The organism is Streptomyces sp. CNP082 (assembly GCF_059570535.1).
Genome location: NZ_JCANSZ010000033.1, coordinates 36,758 through 57,112 on the forward strand (window position 1 = coordinate 36,758; position 20,355 = coordinate 57,112).

21 protein-coding genes and 1 pseudogene are annotated in these 20,355 nt (G+C 73.5%); 15 read left to right on the top strand and 7 right to left on the bottom strand.

Annotation, left to right across the window (positions count from 1 at the left end; all coding sequences use genetic code 11):
* Window positions 1-19: 19 nt before the first annotated feature.
* From B124_RS24105 to B124_RS24120, 4 genes are all read left to right on the top strand, one after another.
* Window positions 20-1,102, top strand: a complete 1,083-nt coding sequence (locus tag B124_RS24105; RefSeq protein WP_496505076.1) for an MFS transporter — start codon at window positions 20-22, stop codon at window positions 1,100-1,102.
* Window positions 1,099-1,911 carry an SAM-dependent methyltransferase gene (locus B124_RS24110; RefSeq protein WP_496505027.1) on the top strand — a complete coding sequence of 271 codons (813 nt, stop codon included), beginning with the start codon at window positions 1,099-1,101 and terminating at the stop codon, window positions 1,909-1,911. The genes B124_RS24105 and B124_RS24110 overlap by 4 nt, the downstream gene beginning before the upstream one ends.
* Window positions 1,912-1,999: 88 nt before the next feature.
* Complete coding sequence (locus B124_RS24115; RefSeq protein ID WP_496505028.1) at window positions 2,000-2,650, top strand: TetR/AcrR family transcriptional regulator; 651 nt, start codon at window positions 2,000-2,002, stop codon at window positions 2,648-2,650.
* Window positions 2,651-2,691: 41 nt separating this feature from the next.
* Window positions 2,692-3,879 carry an acyltransferase family protein gene (locus B124_RS24120; RefSeq protein ID WP_496505029.1) on the top strand — a complete coding sequence of 396 codons (1,188 nt, stop codon included), beginning with the start codon at window positions 2,692-2,694 and terminating at the stop codon, window positions 3,877-3,879.
* Between the two features lie 397 nt (window positions 3,880-4,276).
* On the opposite strand, the gene B124_RS24125 is transcribed toward B124_RS24120, so the two are convergent.
* Window positions 4,277-4,837 carry a hypothetical protein gene (locus B124_RS24125; protein ID WP_496505030.1) on the bottom strand — a complete coding sequence of 187 codons (561 nt, stop codon included), beginning with the start codon at window positions 4,835-4,837 and terminating at the stop codon, window positions 4,277-4,279.
* A gap of 126 nt (window positions 4,838-4,963) precedes the next feature.
* On the opposite strand from B124_RS24125, the gene hemL reads away from it, so the two are divergent.
* From hemL to B124_RS24170, 9 genes are all read left to right on the top strand, one after another.
* A complete protein-coding gene (hemL, locus tag B124_RS24130) occupies window positions 4,964-6,322 on the top strand; it encodes a glutamate-1-semialdehyde 2,1-aminomutase (RefSeq protein ID WP_496505031.1) in 1,359 nt (452 codons plus the stop codon).
* Between the two features lie 20 nt (window positions 6,323-6,342).
* Window positions 6,343-7,053, top strand: coding sequence for a histidine phosphatase family protein (locus B124_RS24135; protein ID WP_496505032.1), 711 nt, complete (start codon window positions 6,343-6,345; stop codon window positions 7,051-7,053).
* Window positions 7,054-7,249: 196 nt separating this feature from the next.
* Window positions 7,250-7,849, top strand: coding sequence for a TlpA family protein disulfide reductase (locus tag B124_RS24140; RefSeq protein ID WP_496505033.1), 600 nt, complete (start codon window positions 7,250-7,252; stop codon window positions 7,847-7,849).
* Between the two features lie 9 nt (window positions 7,850-7,858).
* Window positions 7,859-8,617 carry a cytochrome c biogenesis CcdA family protein gene (locus tag B124_RS24145; protein ID WP_496505034.1) on the top strand — a complete coding sequence of 253 codons (759 nt, stop codon included), beginning with the start codon at window positions 7,859-7,861 and terminating at the stop codon, window positions 8,615-8,617.
* 3 nt (window positions 8,618-8,620) lie between these two features.
* The gene (gene resB, locus B124_RS24150) at window positions 8,621-10,489 is read left to right on the top strand and encodes a cytochrome c biogenesis protein ResB (protein ID WP_496505035.1); all 1,869 of its coding nucleotides are present in this window, start codon (window positions 8,621-8,623) and stop codon (window positions 10,487-10,489) included.
* A complete protein-coding gene (ccsB, locus tag B124_RS24155) occupies window positions 10,486-11,583 on the top strand; it encodes a c-type cytochrome biogenesis protein CcsB (RefSeq protein WP_496505036.1) in 1,098 nt (365 codons plus the stop codon). Before resB ends, ccsB begins: the two co-directional genes overlap by 4 nt.
* Window positions 11,584-11,674: 91 nt before the next feature.
* Complete coding sequence (locus tag B124_RS24160; protein WP_496505037.1) at window positions 11,675-12,034, top strand: cupin domain-containing protein; 360 nt, start codon at window positions 11,675-11,677, stop codon at window positions 12,032-12,034.
* The gene (locus tag B124_RS24165; protein ID WP_496505038.1) at window positions 12,034-12,336 is read left to right on the top strand and encodes a hypothetical protein; all 303 of its coding nucleotides are present in this window, start codon (window positions 12,034-12,036) and stop codon (window positions 12,334-12,336) included. Before B124_RS24160 ends, B124_RS24165 begins: the two co-directional genes overlap by 1 nt.
* A gap of 119 nt (window positions 12,337-12,455) precedes the next feature.
* Entirely contained in the window at window positions 12,456-13,247 is a 792-nt protein-coding gene (locus tag B124_RS24170) for a phytanoyl-CoA dioxygenase family protein (RefSeq protein ID WP_496505039.1), read from the top strand.
* Window positions 13,248-13,478: 231 nt separating this feature from the next.
* Here the strand turns inward: B124_RS24170 and B124_RS24175 are convergent.
* Window positions 13,479-14,135, bottom strand: a pseudogene (locus B124_RS24175) (aminoacyl--tRNA ligase-related protein); the annotation flags it as partial.
* A 161-nt stretch (window positions 14,136-14,296) separates the two neighbouring features.
* Window positions 14,297-15,394 carry a GlxA family transcriptional regulator gene (locus B124_RS24180; RefSeq protein ID WP_496505040.1) on the bottom strand — a complete coding sequence of 366 codons (1,098 nt, stop codon included), beginning with the start codon at window positions 15,392-15,394 and terminating at the stop codon, window positions 14,297-14,299.
* A 97-nt stretch (window positions 15,395-15,491) separates the two neighbouring features.
* Between B124_RS24180 and B124_RS24185 the strand changes: the two genes are divergently transcribed.
* The gene (locus B124_RS24185) at window positions 15,492-15,893 is read left to right on the top strand and encodes a cupin domain-containing protein (protein WP_496505041.1); all 402 of its coding nucleotides are present in this window, start codon (window positions 15,492-15,494) and stop codon (window positions 15,891-15,893) included.
* A gap of 8 nt (window positions 15,894-15,901) precedes the next feature.
* Here B124_RS24185 and B124_RS24190 read toward each other — a convergent pair whose 3' ends face one another.
* On the bottom strand, window positions 15,902-16,498 hold the full coding sequence (locus B124_RS24190; protein WP_496505042.1) for a TIGR03086 family metal-binding protein: 597 nt from the start codon (window positions 16,496-16,498) through the stop codon (window positions 15,902-15,904).
* Between the two features lie 63 nt (window positions 16,499-16,561).
* On the opposite strand from B124_RS24190, the gene B124_RS24195 reads away from it, so the two are divergent.
* Window positions 16,562-17,371: an AraC family transcriptional regulator gene (locus B124_RS24195; RefSeq protein ID WP_496505043.1), complete on the top strand. Its 810-nt coding sequence runs from the start codon at window positions 16,562-16,564 to the stop codon at window positions 17,369-17,371.
* A 30-nt stretch (window positions 17,372-17,401) separates the two neighbouring features.
* On the opposite strand, the gene B124_RS24200 is transcribed toward B124_RS24195, so the two are convergent.
* From B124_RS24200 to B124_RS24210, 3 genes are all read right to left on the bottom strand, one after another.
* Complete coding sequence (locus B124_RS24200) at window positions 17,402-17,998, bottom strand: TIGR03086 family metal-binding protein (protein ID WP_496505044.1); 597 nt, start codon at window positions 17,996-17,998, stop codon at window positions 17,402-17,404.
* Window positions 17,995-19,050, bottom strand: a complete 1,056-nt coding sequence (locus B124_RS24205) for a sigma-70 family RNA polymerase sigma factor (RefSeq protein ID WP_496505045.1) — start codon at window positions 19,048-19,050, stop codon at window positions 17,995-17,997. The genes B124_RS24200 and B124_RS24205 overlap by 4 nt, the downstream gene beginning before the upstream one ends.
* A 96-nt stretch (window positions 19,051-19,146) precedes the next feature.
* Complete coding sequence (locus tag B124_RS24210; RefSeq protein ID WP_496505046.1) at window positions 19,147-19,980, bottom strand: NAD(P)H-binding protein; 834 nt, start codon at window positions 19,978-19,980, stop codon at window positions 19,147-19,149.
* Window positions 19,981-20,355: the final 375 nt, after the last annotated feature.

A 20,355-nucleotide genomic window follows, 5' to 3' on the forward strand; every position in this document is an offset into this window, starting at 1 on the left:
GCTGCGGGGTGCCGGCGATCTGGACTGGCCGGCGGGGCGGCCGTGGTGGGCACCGGGGGCGTCGCGGACGATGGTCGCCGGACTGACGGGCTGCGCCGTGGCTCAGGCGGGGATCGCCGCCGCACCGAGCCTGGCCGCCGCGGTGGGGTTCGCGATACTGCTCGGGCTGGTCTTCGAGCTGTACGAGCCGCCGAGCCAGGCGGTGATCGCCGACGCCGTGGCGGACGCCGCACGGGTACGCGCGTACAGCCTGCTCAACGCCGCGCTCGCGGTGGCCGGGCTGGCCGCCGGAGTCCTGGCGGCCGGGCTCGGCCGGTGGGACCTGCGCTGGCTGTTCGTCGCCGACGCCGCCACCTGCCTGCTGTGCGCCCTCGTCGTGCGCCTCGCGCTGCCCGCCGACGACGGGCAGCAGCAGGGCGGTCCCGCCGGGGGCGGCGGCGCCGTCACCCCGTGGCGCGACCGCACCCTCCTCGCGATGCTCTGCACCGGCACGCTCTTCGCCCTGGTCTACCTGCAGATCACCGTCACGCTCCCCCTCGCCCTGGCCCACCGCGGCCTGGAGCCCGCCGACGCCGGCCTGCTGCTCGCCGTCTCGGCGCTGGCCATCGTCGCCGGCCAGCCGCTGCTGCGCCGCGGGCCGGTGGCCGGCTGGTCCGCGCCCGCCGCCTTCGCGGCCGGCGGCGCGCTCCTGGCCGCCGGTCTCGCCGGCTACGCCGCGGCCGGCAGCACCGGCGCCCACATCGCCGCGACCGTCGTGTGGAGCCTGGGAGACCTGCTGCTGGTCGGCAGGGCCCTCGCGGTCGTCGCGGCCCTGGCACCCCCCGGCGGCACGGGGCGCTACCTCGCCGTCTACGGCACCAGTTGGGGCATCGCCGCAGTGGCCGCCCCCCTGCTCGGCACCCAACTCCTCGACCGCGCCGGCGTCACCGGCATGTGGTCCGTCATGGCCGGCCTCTGCGTGGTCCTGGCGGTGGTGCAGCCCGCCGTCGTACGGACAGCCGCCGCGCGGCAGTGGCCGTCAGGGGCGGAGGGGGGAGAGAGGGCGCGTACGGGCGGAGCAGAATGGCGTCGGCAGGATCGGCCGAGGGAGGGCGGACCATGAGGGAAGGCCAGGAGTCGCGCAGTCCGGTGGACGCCAGCGTGGCGCACAACGCCCGGGTCTGGAACCACTGGCTGAACGGCAAGGATCACTACGCGGCGGACCGTCTGGTGGGCGACCGCGTGACGGGCATGTTCCCGATCATCCGCGACGTGGCCCGCGCCGACCGGGTGTTCCTCGGGCGCGCGGTGCGGTTCCTCGCGGAGGAGGCGGGGATACGCCAGTTCCTGGACATCGGCACGGGCCTGCCGACCGCGAACAACACCCACGAGGTCGCCCAGCAGACGGCGCCGGAGTCCCGGATCGTCTACGTCGACAATGACCCGCTCGTCCTCACCCACGCCCGCGCCCTGCTCACCAGCACCCCGGAGGGGGCCACCGACTACATCGACGCCGACGCCCACGAGCCGGAGACGATCCTGCGCCAGGCCGCGCGCACCCTGGACTTCGGCCGGCCGGTGGCGGTCATGATGCTGGGGATCCTCAACTTCATCCTCGACAACGACGACGCGCAACGGGTCGTACGGAAGCTGATGGAGGCGGTGCCGCCCGGCAGTTACCTGGCGCTCACCCATCCCACGGTGGAGCTGGGCGGCGAGGGCAACGTGGCGGCGATGAAGTTCTGGAACGAGAACGCCACCCCGCCGATCACCGCCCGCAGCCGGGAAGAGGTCACGCGGTTCTTCGACGGCCTGGAGCTGCTGGAACCGGGGATCGTCTCGTGCTCGCGGTGGCGCCCCGAGCCCAGCGCCGTCGGCGAGCCCGCGGTCGTGCCCCAGTTCGGCGCCGTGGCCCGCAAGCCGTCACCCTGACGCGGCCGTGACACGGCCGTGGTGCGCTGACATCTGAGCGGGGGTTCGCGGCCCTCGCGCTTCTGCGGTCCCCGTAGTGTGCGGAGGCATGGACGGTGTGGCGCAGGGGGATCTGACCGGGCGGGCGCGGCTGCGGCGGGCGGCGCTGGAGCTGTTCGCCGAGCGCGGGTTCGAGGCGACGTCCACGCGGGCGGTGGCGGCACGGGCCGGGCTGTCGCCCGCCCTGGTGACGCGGCACTTCGGCTCCAGGGACGGGCTGCGGGCGGCGGTGGACGCGGAGGTGCTGGAGCGGATCCGTACGGCGCTGGACGAGTTGGAGCCGGCGCCGGGGGAGCCGGGGCCGGCGGCGCTGATGGTCTCGCTCGGCGAGGTGTCGGCGCGGCTGTTCGGCGCGGATGCGGTGCTGCGGGGCTATCTGCGGCACGCGCTGACCGAGGACGGCGACGCGAGCGCCGGGCTGTTCGGCCGGCTGCTGCGGGGGGCGGGCGCGGAGCTGGAGCGGCTGAGCCGCCGGGCCGGCGGGCTCGCGGACGGCGTGGACGAGGAGTGGGCGCCGTTCCAGATGCTGTGCCTGATCCTGGGGCCGCTGCTGCTGGAGCCCGTGATGCAGCCCAACCTCGACCGTCCGATGTTCGCCCCCGACGTGCTGGCGGCGCGCAGTGCCGCCAACCAACGGCTGCTCGCCCGGGGCCTGCTCGCCGACCCGGAGCGGGCCCTCAAGGGGCAAGAGGGGGGCTAGCACCATCGCGAGGGTGTACATGTGTTGAGCATCCTCAACACATGAACACTTCGACTCCCGCGCCCGCCCGGCGCCTGGACTGGCTGGACAACCTCCGCATCGCCCTGATTGCCCTGGTCGTCGCCCACCACGCCGCCCAGGCGTACGGCCCCGCAGACTGGTGGTACGTGGAGGACCAGCCGCGCACCAGCGTGCTGGGCACGCTGTCCGCGTTCGACGGCGCGTTCTTCATGAGCCTGTTCTTCTTCGTCTCCGCCTTCTTCGTGCCCGCCGCCTACGACCGCCACGGCGGCCGGCCGTTCCTCACGGGCCGGCTCACCCGGCTGGGCATCCCCCTCGTCGTCGGCGCGCTGACGCTGGTCCCGGGCCTGATGTACGCGTACTACGTCCGCTACCGCGACTACCCCGCGATCTCCTTCCCCCGCTACTTCACCGACGTCTACCTGGGCCTCGGCGAGGAACCCGCCGACTGGAGCGGCCCGTCCTGGCCGGACCTGCAGTTCGGGCACCTGTGGTTCATCCAGAACCTGCTCGTCTGCTGCGTGCTGTACGTGCTGTGCCGCCAGGCCGCCCGGCTGCTGCACCGGCACCGTCCCCGTACCGCACCGCCGCCCGGGGCCCGGGTGCCCGGCCACCGCTCACTGATCCAGCTCACCGTCGCCCTGGCCGCCGCTACATTCGCCGTCCGGCTGCGCTACCCGCTCGACGAGTGGATCCCCTTCCTGGACTTCATCCAGGTCGAGCCGGCCCGGGTGGCGCAGTACGCCGCGTTCTTCGCCCTGGGGATCCTCGCTTACCGCCGGGACTGGCTGAACCGGCTCCCGGCCAGGACGGGCTGGATCTGGCTGGGCATCGGAGCCGCGCTGACCGCGGCGCTGTTCGCCGTCGGCTCCGGCGCCGGCTTCTTCGGCCCCGGCGGCGCGAACGGCCCCTCGCTGCTGTGGTGCGCGTACGAGAGCGCGCTGTGCACGGCCCTGATCACCGGCCTGCTCGTGCTCTTCCGGGAACGGCTCACCGCCGGCAACCGCCTGACCCGGGCGGCGTCCTCCGCCTCGTACACCGTCTACATCATCCACGTACCCGTCGTCGTCGCCCTGCAACTCGCCCTCAGCGGCAGCGGCTTGCCGGCTTCCGCGTCCTTCGGCCTGGTCACCGCACTCGCCCTGCTGACCACCTTCCCGCTGGCCGACCGCATACGACGGCTGCCCGGATTCCGCCGGGTGCTGTGAGACGAGGCAGACCGAGAGCCTGCGACCGGTACGTCACTCAAGCCGCCGGGCTGCGGCCGAGAACCGGCCATGACGCACTGCCCGACGCGCCGTACCGCACGGACCGGTGCCGCCGTCCTGCCCACCGGCTCAGCCCTCTGGGGGCACCCTTCCCCGGCGCCCATCCGACTCGACTCGTGAACAGCTACTGACTGCGACCGGGGTTGAAGTAGTGTCCCTTGCCCAGGTCCTCCAGGAGGCCGGGGCCGGCCGGGCGCCAGCGGAGCAGTTCGCGGGTCAGCGCGCCGGAGGCCGGCTGGCCGACGTAGCAGGGGCAAGGCGAGCCAGCCGCCCCGAGCCGACCCGCGCCCGACGCGACGCAGGTCCGCCCGATCCCTTCAGTCCGTAAGGCCGCAGGTCAGGGCCACACCAGGCAGTACGGCTGGTGGCCGGCCTCGTGGAGGCGGTCGGCGAACTCCTGCCATTCGTGGAGCATCCGGTAGACGTCGAAGGCGTCGCGGGGGCCGCCGCGGTCGGGGACCGTGGACCAGATGAAGGCGGCGGCGCCGACCTCTTCCTCGCCGATGCCGCGCAGGGGGTCGACGACCGTCATGGGGAGGCGGACCACCGCGTAGTCGGGGTGGAGGACGACGAGTTCCAGGGGCGGGACCTTGTGGAGCGGTATGCCCTCGATGCCGGTGAGGACCATCGCCGACATCGTCTCGGGCTTCACCTTCGCGAAGAGGCCGCCCTGTCCGAGTTCGTCGCCGCCGAGTTCCTCCGGGCGCATGGAGATGGGCACGCGGGCCGCGGTGGCGCCGTCGGGCGCGCCGAAGTACTTGTACGTCACACCGCCTGAGCGGCCGTCGTTCTTGCTCACGCCCTCGCCGCCGTGGTTCACCCGGCGATGGCGCCCTGACCTGGCGCGCCGGGGCCCTCGGTCATCCGTCCCCTCGCCCAGTTCGCCACCGCGATGCATATCTCCACCCGACTGCTCTCAGATGTGCACTGCCCCCGCCGCGCAACCCGATCATCGTCTCAGCTACATCCCCAGCAGCGGGCCCGCGAAACACCCCGACGCCGGTCGCCTCGCGACTCTGAGACCATGGCTTGCGTGACTTATCCGTACCAGGCTCCAGTCTCGCAGAAGCTCTACGACCGTGCGGGCGCCGTGACACCCGGCGGCGTGAACTCTCCGGTGCGCGCGTTCCAGGCCGTGGGCGGTACGCCCCGGTTCATGGTGTCGGGGAAGGGTCCGTACCTGACCGACGCAGACGGCCGGGAGTACGTCGACCTGGTGTGCTCATGGGGGCCGATGATCCTCGGCCACGCGCACCCGGAGGTGACCGCCGCGGTGCAGGAAGCCGTCGCGCGCGGTACGTCGTTCGGCACGCCGGGCCTCGGCGAGGTGGCGCTCGCCGAGGAGATCGTGTCCCGGGTCACCCCCGCTGAGCAGGTACGACTCGTCTCCTCCGGCACCGAGGCGACGATGTCGGCGATCCGGCTGGCGCGCGGGTTCACCGGGCGGGCGAAGGTCGTGAAGTTCGCCGGCTGCTACCACGGGCACGTCGACGCGCTCCTCGCCGCCGCCGGCTCCGGGGTCGCCACCCTCGGGCTGCCGGACACCCCGGGGGTCACCGGCGCGCAGGCCGGCGAGACGCTCGTACTGCCGTATAACGATTTGGCAGCCGTCCGCGCGGCGTTCGAAGAACACCCCGGCGACGTCGCCTGCGTGATCACCGAGGCGTCCCCGGGGAACATGGGCACGGTGCCGCCGCTGCCCGGGTTCAACCAGGGGCTGAAGGACCTGTGCGCCGAGTACGGCGCGCTGTACGTGTCCGACGAGGTGATGACCGGCTTCCGTACCTCCAGGGCCGGCTGGTACGGCGTCGACGGCGTGACCCCGGACCTGATGACCTTCGGCAAGGTCATGGGCGGCGGCTTCCCCGCCGCCGCGTTCGGCGGCCGGGCGGACGTCATGGGGCGCCTCGCGCCCGCCGGGCCCGTGTACCAGGCGGGCACGCTCTCCGGGAACCCCGTCGCCACGGCCGCCGGGCTCGCGCAGTTGCGGCTCCTGGACGACGCGGCGTACGAGACGCTGGACGCGGTCTCGCGGCAGCTCCGGGAGCTGGTCACCGAGGCGCTGGCCAAGGAGGGCGTGGCGCACCGGGTGCAGACGGCGAGCAGCATGTTCTCCGTCTTCTTCACCGACTCCGGCTCCCCTGTCGTCGACTACGAGGGCGCGAAGGCGCAGCGTACGGAGCAGTTCACCGCGTTCTTCCACGCGATGCTCGCCGAGGGCGTGTACCTGCCGCCGTCCGCCTTCGAGTGCTGGTTCGTCTCCACGGCCCTGGACGGGGACGCGATGGAGCGGATCGCCCGCGCCCTGCCGGTCGCGGCCCGCGCCGCGGCCCAGGCCGGCGCCCGGGCCGGGGACGGGGGCGGGTCACAGGGTGGCGAATAGGACGTTCCACAATGGCTGACATGCGCGGTAAAGATGAAGGCGTTCTCACCGTCGTGCACGTGGTGCGCCACGGTGAGGTCCACAACCCCGACGGCGTCCTCTACGGCCGCAACCCCGGCTACCACCTCTCCGACCTGGGCCGGCGGATGGCCGAGCGCGTGGCCGAGCACCTCGCCACGCGCGACATCCGGCACGTCGTCGCCTCCCCGCTGGAGCGCGCGCAGGAGACCGCCGCGCCCGTCGCGAAGGCGCACGGCCTCCAGGTCGCCACCGACGACCGGCTCATCGAGGCGGCCAACGCCTTCGAGGGCAAGGCGTTCGGCGTCGGCGACGGCGCGCTGCGCAAGCCGGCGAACTGGAAGTTCTTCACCAACCCCTTCCGCCCCTCCTGGGGCGAGCCGTATATCGAGCAGGTCGTACGGATGATGGGTGCGCTGCAGTCCGCACGCGAGGCCGCCCGCGGCCACGAGGCGGTCTGCGTCAGCCACCAGTTGCCGATCTGGGTGCTGCGCAGCTTCGCCGAGGGGCGGCGGCTGTGGCACGACCCGCGGTCGCGGCAGTGCACGCTGGCGTCGCTGACGACGTTCACGTTCGACGGCGACGACATCGTCTCCGTCGGCTACAGCGAGCCCGCCCGGGATCTCGTGCCGCCGCACCTCCTCGCGGGGGCGCAGCGCAGGTTCGGCCGCGGCGCCATCCGCGGGGCCGCCGCCAACGCCCCGCGGGGGTAGCCGGCGGTTCGCCGGCGGCCGGTGGGTGGTGGCCGGGTGGTGGGCGCGGTCACGGGCATTTCCCCGTTCCCTGCCCCCGCTCGCCGCCGCGCGCTCCGGGCCCGTACGCGGACCCCTGAGCAGCCCCTCTGCCCCGCCGCGCGGCGCTAAAGGGGGGTGGAGAAGATCCCCCTGCAGCCCATGCGAAACTTTTCACATGATTTCTGCGAGGAGGCCCCGCCGCCGGACCCTCGTGGCCGCCGCCACGGCCGTCGCCGGCGCACTGGCGCTGACCGCGTGCGGCGACGACGCGACGTCGTCCGGCGGCAACACCCAGTTCGTCAGCGGCACCGGTCAGCTCACCGTGGTCAAGGCGAGCGAGCGCCTCGCCGCACCGGACATCTCCGGCGAGACCACCGACGGCGAAGAACTCGCGCTCGCCGACTACCGCGGCAAGGTCGTCGTCCTCAACGTGTGGGGCTCCTGGTGCGCCCCCTGCCGCGCCGAGGCGCCGAACCTGCGCAAGGTCTCCGAGGACACCGCCGACCGCGGCGTGCAGTTCGTCGGCATCAACACCCGCGACCCCGACGTGGCCCCCGCCCAGGCGTTCGACCGCAACTTCGGCATCGAGTATCCGAGCCTGTACGACCCGGCCGGGAAGCTGATCCTGAAGTTCCCCAAGAACACCCTCGCGCCGCAGGCCATCCCCTCCACGCTCATCATCGACCGGGAAGGGAAGATCGCCGTACGGGCCCTCAAGCCGCTCTCCGAGAAGGAGCTGCGCAAGGCGCTCGAGCCGGTCATCGAGGAGAAGTGACGTAAGACCATGGTGGAGCCGAACCAGACCGTGCTGACCGGGGCCCTGCTGCTGGCCCTGCCGGTCGCGGTGCTCGGCGGCCTGGTGTCCTTCTTCTCCCCCTGCGTGCTGCCGCTCGTCCCCGGCTATCTCAGCTACGTCACCGGGGTCAGCGGCACCGACCTGGAGCAGGCCCGCCGCGGCCGGATGGCCGCCGGCGCCGGGCTCTTCGTCCTCGGCTTCACCGCGGTCTTCGTCTCGACGGGCGCGTTCTTCGGCGGTGTCGGCAACAACCTGCTGGCGCACCGGGAGACGATCTCCAAGGTCGTCGGGGCGCTGACGATACTGCTCGGGCTGACGTTCATGGGCGTGCTGGGCAGCACGCTCGGCGGGCTCACGCAGCGGGAGTTCCGGATCCACAAGCGGCCCGCGGTGGGGCTGGCCGGGGCGCCGATGCTCGGCATGGTCTTCGGCATCGGCTGGACGCCGTGCATCGGGCCGACGCTGATCTCGGTGCTCGCGCTGTCGACGAACGAGGCGAGCGCCGGCCGCGGCGCGCTCCTGACGGTGGCGTACTGCCTGGGCCTGGGGGTGCCGTTCATCGTCGCCGCCATCGCCTTCCGGCGGGCGCTGGGGGCGTTCGCCTGGGTCAAGAAGCACTATGTGTGGGTCATGCGAATCGGCGGCGGCATGCTCGTCGTGACCGGCATCCTGCTACTCACGGGCGTCTGGGACCGCATCATCATGGAGATGCAGGTCTGGACGTCGAACTTCACGGTGGGGATCTGAGCTTTGACCACGACCGACGAGCGCGAGCTGACGGCCGCCGCATCCCAGTTGTCCACGGCACCGGTCGACGACTCACCGCAGAGCCCGCTGCCGCAGGGCGGCACGTTCGGGCGCGAGCTGGTGGCGTGGGCGCGCTGGTTCTGGCGGCAGCTCACGTCGATGCGCGTGGCGCTGATACTGCTCTTCCTGCTGTCGCTCGGCGCCATCCCCGGTTCGCTCATCCCGCAGAACAACGTCGACGAGATCGCGGTCAACCAGTTCCGCGAGGAGCACGGGACGCTCGCGCCGGTCTACGACAAGCTCCAGCTCTTCGACGTCTACAGCTCGGTGTGGTTCTCGGCGATCTACATCCTGCTGTTCGTCTCGCTCGTCGGCTGCATCATCCCGCGCTCCTGGCAGTTCGTCGGCCAGCTCCGGGCCCGCCCGCCGCGCGCCCCGCGCAACCTCACGCGGCTGCCCGCGTACACCACCTGGGAGACCGACGCCGGCCCGGACGAGGTGCGCGAGACCGCGGAGCGGGTCTTCCGGCGGCGCCGGTTCCGCTACGCCGTGAGCCCGGAGGGCGACGGCGGGGCGGCGGTCTCCGCCGAGAAGGGCTATCTGCGCGAGGCCGGCAACCTGGTCTTCCACATCGCGCTCTTCGTCCTCCTGGTCGCCTTCGCCGCCGGGAACCTCTTCCGCGTCGAGGGCGGCAAGCTGATCATCGAGGGCGACGGCTTCGCCAACACCCTCACGCAGTACGACGACTTCCAGGACTCCACCTTCGGGAGCGACCTCGACGCGTTCGGCTTCACGCTGGACGACTTCACGGCGACGTTCGAGAAGGACGGGCCGCAGCGCGGCACGGCGCGCGAGTTCTACGCCGACCTCACCTGGTGGAAGGGCGCGGACGGCGAGAAGCACCAGGACCGTATCGACGTCAACCACCCGCTGCAGATCGACGACACCAAGATCTTCCTCATCGGCCACGGCTACGCGCCCGTCGTCACGGTCCGCGACGGCCAGGGAGACGTGGCGTTCCGCGGCCCGGTCGCGTTCCTGCCGCAGGACAGCCCCCTCACCTCCACCGGCGCGATCAAGGTCCCCGACTACCGGGACGAGAACGGCAAGAAGACGCAGATCGCCTTCCAGGGAGTCTTCGCCCCGACCTTCGGCGGCTTCAGCAAGAAGGGCATGGTCTCGCAGTTCCCCGGGCCGCAGATGCCGGTGCTGTTCCTCAACGCCTACCGCGGCGACCTCGGCGTGGACTCCGGCGTGCCGCAGAACGTGTACCAGCTCGACACCAAGCGGCTGAAGCAGTTCAAGGACGAGAACGGCGACCCGCTGAAGAAGGCGCTGCGGCCCGGCGACACCTTCACGCTGCCGAACGGCGCGGGGTCGCTGGAGTTCGAGCGGCTGGACCGGTGGGCCAGCTTCCAGGTCTCCCAGCAGCCCGGCAACTACTGGGCGCTGGGCGGGTCCCTCCTCGCGATCGTCGGCCTCGCCGGGTCGCTGTTCATCCGGCGCCGGCGCGTGTGGCTGCGTACGGCCGCGGCGGCGGACGGCCGTACGGTCGTGGAGCTGGCGGGGCTGGGGCGCAGCGAGAGCGCGCGGCTGCCCGAGGAGCTGGCGGACCTGGCGGTGGCGCTGCAGACGGACGGGGCGCCGGCGGTGGCGGACGAGGAGGCTTCCGGCGAGGAGCCGTCCGGGGCGGCCGGGGACAAGTCCGGCGCGGCCGGGGGTGGGTCCGCGGCGGCGGGTGCGACGTCCGTAGAGTCCGAAGCGTCCGAGAAAGCCGAAGCAACCGAAGCACCGGAAGAACCGGAAGCACCCGAACAACCCGACGAGCCCGAAGGGGCCGAAGCCAAGCCCGATGAAGGAGCGCGCGCGTGAATCTCGCTGCCGCGACCGACCAGAACCTGGCGGACATCAGCAACGTCCTCGTCTACTCGGCGATGGCTGTCTATGCCCTCGCCTTCTTCGCGCATGTCGGGGAGTGGGTCTTCGGCAGCCGTAGCCGGGTGGCCACGACCGCCGCCGCGCTCACCCCGCAGCAGGCGGCCGGCGTGGCCGCGCCCGCCGTGTCCGTCACGGTCAAGCAGCGCGGCGGCGGCACCACCGTGCTGGAGCGCCCGAAGGTCGTCACCCGCGCTCCCGCCGGCGGCCAGGACGTACCCGACGGGCCGGGCGCCGCGGGCGGCGACGAGCAGGGGGACGTGTTCGGCCGCGTCGCCGTCTCCCTCACGGTGCTGGCCTTCGTGCTGCACGCCACCGGGGTGCTGATGCGCGGCCTGTCGGTGCAGCGGGTGCCGTGGGCCAACATGTACGAGTTCTCCACGACGTTCTCCATGGTGGTGGTGGCCGCGTACCTCGGCTTCCTGGCGGCCGGCAAGAACGTCCGCTGGATGGGCCTGCCGCTGGTCGCCACGGTCCTGCTCGACCTGGGCCTGGCCGTGTCGGTGCTCTACACCGACAGCGATCAGCTCGTGCCCGCGCTCGACTCGTACTGGCTGTGGATCCACGTCTCGCTCGCCATCATCTGCGGGGCGCTGCTCTACCTCGGCGCGGTCTCGACGGTCCTCTACCTCTTCCGCGACCGCTACGAGGCGAAGCTCGCGGACGCGAAGGGCCCGCAGCCCGGCTCGTTCGCGCGCTCGGTGCTGAGCCGGCTGCCCGCGGCGGCGTCGCTGGACAAGTTCGCGTACCGGGTGAACGCGGCGGTCTTCCCCTTCTGGACCTTCACCATCGTGGCGGGCGCGATCTGGGCGGAGGCCGCCTGGGGCCGCTACTGGGGCTGGGACCCCAAGGAGGTCTGGTCGTTCATCACCTGGGTCGCGTACGCCTGCTACCTGCACGCCCGCGCCACGGCCGGGTGGAAGGGCCGCAAGGCCGCGTATCTGGGGATCGCCGCGTTCCTGACTTACCTCTTCAACTACTACGGCGTCAACATCTTCTTCGACGGCCTGCATTCGTACTCCGGCGTATAGGCCCCGCGACCTCCCTTCTGTTTGCCGCTCTGTTTGCGGCGCCAGACCCGTGAAGCGCACACTGGAATGGCGACGGAAGGGAGGTATCGCGATGATGGAAGTGAAGACGATCGAGAAGCCGGATGAACGGCGCGATTTCCCGCGCGGTCATCTCGAAGCGGTCCACATGACCGGCCTGGATTTCGCCGTCGCCACTTTTGAGCCGGGCTGGCGCTGGTCGGAGTCGGTGAAACCCCTGGCGGGTACCGAGACCTGCATGGTGCACCACAACGGATATGTCGTCCAGGGCCGCATGCACATCCTCATGGACAGCGGTCAGGAGGCCGAGGTGGGGGCCGGCGACGCCTTCGTCTGCCCGCCGGGCCACGACGCCTGGGTCGTCGGGGACGAACAGGTCGTTCTCTACGACTTCGCCGGCCCCATGGCGTCGGAGTACGCGAAGGGAAGCTGATGACGATGACGTTCGTGCAGCTCATCGAGTACGAGACGGACCGTGACGAGGCCGAGCTGAACCGCGTCATGGACGACTGGATGCAGGCGACGGAAGGAAAGCGGACGATGTCGCGGGAAATCCATGCCCGCGACCGGCGGAACAGCCGGCATTTCGTGGACATCGTCGAATTCCCGTCGTACGAGCAGGCAATGATCAACAGCGAGCTGCCGGAAACGCAGCGCACCGCCGAGCGGTTCCGGGAACTGTGCACCACCGAGCCCAGGTTCGTCGACCTGGAGGTCGTGGAGGACCGCTCCTGACCGCGGCGCACGCCCGCGGGTGAGCCGAGCCGGCCGGAGGGTGCCAGAGAGCGGCCGGCTCGGGGGGAAGTGCGGGCTCGCCTCTGGCACTGAACGGGTCTCGCGTTCATCCTGGGCCCATGGTCACGTCCAACGGATACGTCCTCGACGAGTCCGCCCGCCGTCTCGGTGAGCTGCGCCCCGTGCCCGATGCCGAGCGGGAGGACCGCGAGGCGCTGTGGGAGCGGCTGCGGCGGGATGGGTACCTGTGGCTGCGCGGGGCGCTCGACCCCTGCGCCGTACGGGAGTTCCGCCGCTTCTACTTCGCGCACGTCGACCCCGAGCAGCCGCGCGGCGAGCAGCGCACGGCGCTGTTCGGCCGGGTGGTGCCGGGGCCGGAGTACGCGGAGTTCTGCACGCAGCCCGCGGTGCGGGACTGGTACGCCTGGTTCCTCGGCGGCGAGACCTTCCTGCACCGCCGCAAGATTCTGCGCCACATCCGGCCCGGCGAGGCCGGCGTCGGCACGGCCACACAGGCGCACTACGACCTCGTCTACCTCCGCGAGGGTACGGACCGGGTGCTCAGCTCGTGGATCCCGCTCGGCGACTGCCCCGTGGAGCTGGGCGGCCTGGTGTATCTGGAGGGCAGCCACGTGCGGGTCCTCGCGGAGGAGGCGGCGGGGACGCTGAAGCGCCCGGCCGCCTCGATCACGGCCGACCTGCCGGCGCTGGCGGAGGAGTACGACGCGCGGTGGCTCCTCGCGGACTACGCGGCCGGCGACATGGTCGTCCACTCGGCGCACACGGTGCACGCGTCGCTGGACAACACCGCGGACACGTACCGGCTGTCGACCGACATCCGCTACCAGCGCGCCGACCAGCCCATCGACTGGCGCTGGCAGGAGCACTGGCACGACCTCGACGGGCTCTGATCAGCCGGCGGCGGGCTGCCCCGGGCCGGGCTCGGGGACGGGCTGCGGGTCAGGCTGCGGAGAGCGCGCCGGTGCGGGCTCCGCGGCGGGCACGGGGACGTGCTCCGCGGCGGGCTCCGGCCACAGCTCCGGGCGCCGTGCCGCCACCGCCGCCGCCATCCGCGCCACCGCCTCCGCCGCCGGCACCGGCTCCAGCCGCCGCCCGTCGCGCAGCCGCAGCGCCGCCGCCCCGCCCGCCGCCTCGAGCGCCTTCTCCAGCAGCGCCCCCGCCCGCCGCCACAGCTCGGGGTCGCGCACGTACTTGGCGCCGGAGCCGGGCAGCGAGAGCCGGTAGCGGGCGGCGGCCAGACCCATCGCCGCGTACGCCTCGCGGATCAGCCGCAGCGCGGCCAGCGCCTCGTCGGCGACCTGCTCCAGGGTGCAGAAGACGTGCGCGTCGTTGAGCTGGATGGCGCGTACGCGGGTGAGGCCGCCGAGGACGCCGGACGGCTCGGCGCGGTACATGCCGCCCAGCTCGGCCAGGCGCAGCGGCAGCTCGCGGTAACTGCGCTCGCGGGAGCGGTAGATGAGGGCGTGGTGGGGGCAGAGGCTGGGGCGGAGCACGACCTCCTCGCCGTCCGAGCCGTCCGGGCCACCCAGCTTCATCGGCGGGAACATGTCGTCGCGGTAGTGCTCCCAGTGACCGGAGAGCTCGTAGAGCTCGCGCTTGCCGAGTACGGGTGAGTAGACCCGCTGGCAGCCGGCGCGGCGTTCGACGTCGGCGACGTACTCCTCCAGCGCCTGCCGGACGGCGGCGCCGGCGGGCAGCCAGTACGGGAGGCCGGCGCCGATGAGGGGGTCGGTGCCGAAGAGGCCGAGTTCGCGGCCGAGGCGGCGGTGGTCTTTCACGGTGGGGCTCCTCGCGGGTCGGTCGGGGCGGTGGCCGCCCGCGGGGACGTGCACGCCGAAGCCCCGGGGCGGCTCGCCCCGGGGCTCGGCTGGGTCGTGGGTCAGCGCGCCGGGACGGTGTCCGGCGTCGTCGTTCGCACAGCGCGCTTCATGCGGGGAGGCTAGCAGGAGCGGGCGGCGGGCTCCGACCCGTTTTCGGGTACGGGACCGGGACCGGGCAGCGGATCGGCGCCGGACACGGGTACGGGCCCCGCGGCCCCCGCCGGGCCCGCGGCGCCCGCCGGGCCGAACCGGTCCCGGTACGCCGACGGGCTCAGCCCCGTACGCCGCCGCACCTGCGTGCGCAGGTTCGCCGCCGTGCCCAGCCCGCTCCGCCGCGCCACCACCTCAAGCCGCCCCTCCCCGCGCTCGATCAGCCGGCACGCCAGCGCCACCCGCTCCCCCGTCAGCCACGCCAGCGGCGTCGTGCCCAGCTCGCGGACGAACCGCCGGTGCAGCGTGGCGGGGCTGACGGCCGCCTGCCCGGCCAGGTCGGCGACGGTCAGCGGCGTATCGAGCCGCTCCGCCGCCCAGGCGAGCACCGGGGCGAGCGAGGCGTCCGGCACCGCCGGCACCGGGCGCTCGATGAACTGCCGCTGGCCGCCGTCGCGGTGGGCGGCGAAGACCAGGCGGCGGCTGACGTGGTTGGCCACCTCGGCGCCGTGGTCGCGCCGGATCAGGTGCAGCCCCAGGTCCAGGGCGGCGGCGCTGCCGGCGGCGGTGAGCACGTCGCCGTCGTCGACGAAGAGCACGTCGCGGCGGACCCGTACCGCCGGGTGGCGGGCGGCGAAGCGGTCGGCCCAGCGCCAGTGGATCGCCGCCGGGCGGCCGTCGAGCACGCCGGCGGCGGCCAGCGCGTACGCGCCGGTGCAGAAGCTGACGAGCCGGGCGCCCCGGTCGGCGGCGCGGCGGATGGCGGCGATGACGGGGGCGGTGGGCGGGGTGTCGTCGGGGCGGTTGGGGACGATCACGGTGTCCGCGGCGTCGGCGGCGGCCAGGCCGGGGACGCCGGAGAGGGTGAAGAAGCCGTTGTGCATGGGCACGCCGGGGGCGGGGGCGCAGAGCGTGAAGTCGTACCACTCGACGTCCAGCTCGGGGCGGCGCAGCCCGAACAGCTCAGTGGCGATGCCCATCTCGAAGGGGTTCGAGCCGGCGTCCACGAGCATGGCGATGCGGTGCGGCCTGCCTGCCGTACCCGCGTGCGAGGATCCTTGCGGCATATGCGATTCGTAGCACTCCCGGCCGGTGCCTGTCACGCGCAGGATGGTGCGGGAGAGATCGCCGCAGCCCGCGGCGAAGGAAGCGAGGAGCGCAACCGTGAGCACCCACCCCGCCGAGCCCACCGCCCTCCGCGACGCCCTGGAGCGCATCGCGGAGCCGTGGAGTCCGCACGTCGTCGCGCGGGTCAACGACTACGACGTCAAGCTCGCCCACGCCGACGGCGAGCACGTGTGGCACGTACACGAGCACACCGACGAGTTCTTCCTCGTCGTCGAGGGCGAGCTGCGCATCGGCCTGCGGGAGGCGGGCGGCGAGCGTACGGTCACGCTGCCCCGGGGCGCGGTGTTCACCGTGCCGCGCGGCGTCGAGCACCGGCCGGTCGCCGCACCCGGCACGGCGATCATGATGTTCGAGCCGGCCGGCACGGTGAACGTCGGCGACCGCCACGAGGAGGTGCCGGGTCACATCCCGTCCACCACCGGCTTCGAGCTGGCGTAGCAGCCGGGCTACGCGTGCCGCGGGTCGCGGCCGGTCGCGGCCAGCGCGCGGTCGAAGGCCGGGGCGTCCTCCGGTACGGGCACGGGGTCGGCGAAGCCGTCGTACTGCCGGTACATCTCGCCGTGCTCCTCCGCGACCCGCTGCACCAGCGCCGCCACCCCCGCCGAGGCGCGGAACTCCTGCCCGGTCGCGCGCGCCACATCCCAGCCGTGCACCGCCATCTCCTTGACGATCACCGCCGCCACCTCCGGCGCCGGCATCGCCAGGAAGCCCAGGTCCACGTCGCCCTCCCAGGCCGCGCGCGCCGCCCAGGCGGCGAGCGCGCGGTCGAGCTGCGCGGCGTACGCCTCCGCCCAGCCGGGCTCCGCGGCGAAGTCGCGCTTCGGCAGCTCGTCGGGGAGCGCGGTGCGGTGGGCGCGGTGCTCCAGGCCGTGGGAGGTGAAGGCGACCCAGTGGTTGACGAGGGCGCGTACGTCCCAGTCCGCGCAGGGCGTGGGCCCGGCGAGCTGGTCCTGCCGTACGCCGCGGGCGACGCGGGCCGCCTCGGCGGCGCACTCCCCCATCAGCGCGTACACCTCTGCGTTCTTGCTGTTCTCGCTGCTCATACGGGGAACGTACGGCGGGCGCCGCGGCCGGTCTTGAACAAACGCGACAGCTACGCTGCGCGTATGCCCGGCTCCGGATTCGACGACGCGCACGGTGTGCTGCACCCCGCCGAGCACGCCCGGCTCGCCTCGCTCGACCGCCGCAGTCCCGCCGCGGCGGTGGCGCCGTTCGTCGACTGGTACTGGCACGTGCGCTGGCGGCTGCCGGGCGCGGAGACGTACGACACGAAGGTGCTCACGCACCCGAACGTGCACCTGGTCTTCGAGGAGCCCGAGCCGCTGGTGTACGGGGTGCAGCGCGATCTGTTCGTCCGCCGGCTGGCGGGCGCCGGGCAGGTGCTCGGGGTGCGGTTCCGGCCGGGCGGGTTCCGGCCGCTGGCGCCGGGACCTGTCGCGGAGCTGGCGGACCGGCGGGTGCCGGCGCCGGAGCTGTTCGGGCCCGGGGTGGCGGAGGTGAGCCGGGCGGTGCTGGCGGCGGACGGGGTGGAGTCGATGTGCGCCCTCGCGGACGACTTCCTGCGGCCCCTGCTGCCGGCCGCGCCGGAGCCGGGCGCCCGGGAGGCGGCGGACGTGGTGGCGCGGATCACGGCGGAGCCGGGGCTGCTGCGGGTGGACCAGGTCGCGGCGGGGGCCGGGCTGACCGTACGGACGTTGCAGCGGCTGTTCGCGGAGTACGTCGGGGCGAGCCCGAAGTGGGTGCTGCGGCGGGCCCGGCTGCAGGAGGCGGCGGCACGGGCGGACGCGGGCACGGCGCTGGACCTCGCGGCGCTGGCGGCGGACCTGGGCTACGCGGACCAGGCCCACCTGACGCGGGACTTCACGGCGACGGTGGGCGCCCCGCCGTCGCGCTACGCGGAAGGCACGCGGGACTGAGGGGGCCACCCGCCGGCCGGGCCACCCCCCTCACCCCGCCCAGTCCGGCCGCCGCCCCAGGTACGCCACCAGCCGCTCCCCCGGCTCCGCGCCCTCCCGCACCCACTGCACCGCCGCGAACCGCACCGGCCGGTCCTCCGCGGTCACGAACAGCGGTGCCAGCGCCAGCAGTTCCTCCGCCAGCGCCGCCGGCACCTCCTCCCGCTGCCCGCTGGCGCGGGCCAGGTCCCAGCCGTGCACCGCCAGCTCCAGCGCACCCGTGCAGGTCACCACCGCCGCCGCCAGCGGCAGGCTGCCGACCGTCACCAGCTCCCGCCGCCGCACCGCCGCCCACGCGCCGAGCAGCCGCCTGGCCCGGTCCCGTACCGCCATAACCGGGTCGGCGAGGCTGTACGCGGCCTGCGGCTTGAGGGCGATGTGGCCGGTGTCCGCAGCCTCGTTGAGCGCGGCGATGGAGTCGCCGACGTGCGCGAGGAGCTGCCCGAGGTCCCACTGCGCGCACGGCGTGGGCCGCCGCAGGTCGCCGGGGCCGACCCGGTGCAGCACGCCCAGGGCGTACGTCACCGACCGCTCCAGCAGCGCCACGCCGCCGAGCAGCGCCGTGGGCACGCTCCCGCTGGGCCTCATCGGCGCCCCCCGTCAGCCAGGGAGCCGTCGGTCAGCGAGCCGTCCGTCAGCGACCCGTCGGTCAGGACCGCCGGCAGACCGGCGGCGGCGAACAGGGACGTGTCGAAGAAGCAGCCGACGTGCGCGATGCCGCGCCCGCCGGGCGCGAACGTGAGCACGTGCAGCGCGAACGGCCGGAAGACGCCGTGGAGGTCGTCCGGACCGCGGGTGTAAAAGGCGTAGCCCGGCTGCCCGTTGAGGCCCACCGGCAGCAGCCGCGCGTTTCCGGGCGCGTACGGGCACTGCACGGCGACGAGCGTCGCCACCTGCTCCGGCCCGCGGAACCACTCCGGGACCGGCGGCATCTCCCAGACCACGTCCTCGGTGAAGAGGCGCACGATCTCCCCTACGTCCTTGGTCACGAACGCCTCGACGTAGCAGTCCAGCAGCTCGCGCCGCGCCGCGTCGGACGGCTCGGCGACGGACTCCTCGCTCGGCGCGGCCTTCTCCAACTGCGCCCGCGCGCGCTGCAATGCGCTGTTGACGGACGCCACCGACGTACCCAGCAGCTCGGCGACCTCCGCGGCCGTCCAGCGCAGCACGTCCCGCAGCAGCAGCGCCGCGCGCTGCCGCGGCGGCAGGTGCTGCAGGGCGGCGACAAACGCGAGCCGCACGGACTCCCGCGACCCGACGACCGCCGCCGGGTCGGCGTCCGCCGGCTCCACCAGCGTGTCCGGCACCGGCTCCAGCCACGGCACCTCCGGCCGCTCGGTGAGCTGCCCGGCCGGGTCGTCGCCGGGGCCGCCGAGGCCGGTGGGCAGGGGGCGGCGCTGCCGCCGCTCCAGGGCGGTCAGGCAGGCGCGGGTGGCGATGGTGTGCAGCCAGGTGCGCAGCGAGGAGCGGCCCTCGAAGCGGCCGTACGACTGCCAGGCGCGCAGGTACGTCTCCTGCACCAGGCCCTCGGCGTCGTGTACGGAGCCGAGCATGCGGTAACAGTGCGCCAGCAGCTCGCGCCGGTAGGGGTCGGACAGCCGGAGGAAGTCCTCCTCGGCCGCCGTGTTCGCCGTAGCCATCGCCGATCCGCCCTCTCTGGTCGCTTCCGCGGCACCCGCTGTGAGAACTGACCGCGCGGTACGCGAAAACTCATCGCCGGAGGGCGGCTGAGGTGATCAGACGGCGAAGGCGTCGGCGTGGTTCTGGGCCCACTGCTCGAACGTACGGGGCTCCCGCCCGGTGATGTCGTACACCGTCGGCAGCACCGGCGACTCGTCCAGCGCGCCGCCGCGGTAGAAGTCGAAGAAGGCGTCCACGTACTCCCGCGGCATCGCAGCCGTCATCTCCGCGCGGGCGGTCGCGTCGTCCAGCGCCTCGAAGCGCAGCGGGCGGTCCAGCACGTCGCCGAGGACGGTCACCTGCTCGCCGGGCAGCAGCGGCTCGGGGCCGGACAGCTCGTAGACCTTGCCCTCGTGGCCGTCGCCCAGGAGCGTGTCGGCGACGACCTCGCCCACGTCGTACGGGTCGATGCAGGCGACCGGCACGTCGGCGAAGGGGCCGCGCACCACGTCGCCGGAGCGCAACTGCGGCAGCCAGCGCAGGGCGTTGGCGGCGAAGGCGCTGGGGCGCACAACGGTCCAGGGAATGCCGGCGGCGCGGACGGCCTCCTCGGAGCGGGTCATGTACGCGGTGACGGCGTTGCCCATGTCCCCGCTGGCGGCGGAGCGGCCGGAGAGCAGCGCGACGCGGCTCACCCCGGCGCGGACGGCCTGGGCGAGCAGGCCGGGCATGTCGCGGTAGCCGGGCAGCAGGAAGACGCCGTCGACACCTTCGAGGGGCCCGGCGAGCGACTCGGGGTCGTCGAGGTCGCCGGCCACGGCGGTGGCGCGCGCGGGCAGCCCGGGCAGTTCGCCGCGGCGGCTGAGCGCACGTACCCCGGCGCCCTGCTCGGCCAGCGCCCTGACCACCTCGGTCCCGACGTTGCCCCCCGCTCCCGCCACCAGATACATCGGCGCTCCTCCCGGCCGCTGTCCGCGCGCTCGCAGCTCGCAAGCTCACAGCCTCGCACGCGGGGACCGCCGCTGTGCAGCCCGTCTTACGCCGTGGACGGGTGCACGGCCGGGCTCGCCCCGCGCACCGGCGGGCGCGCGACGGCAGCGGCCGGGCGCACCGGACTCACCTCGTTGAGCAAAACTCGGGCCTCGCGGGTGATTTGTTCGCTTTTGACTTGGGGGTTACCCGGAGTGCGTACCCGTGACGTGCACCGGCGGGCGCGGCGGGCTCACTCCGCGGGGACCTTCGCCGGGGGCCCGGGCTCCGGGCTGTCCGGCGCCGCGCGGTCGGGCCCCGGGGTGTCCGGCGGCGTCGGCAGGGTCGTTCGGCAG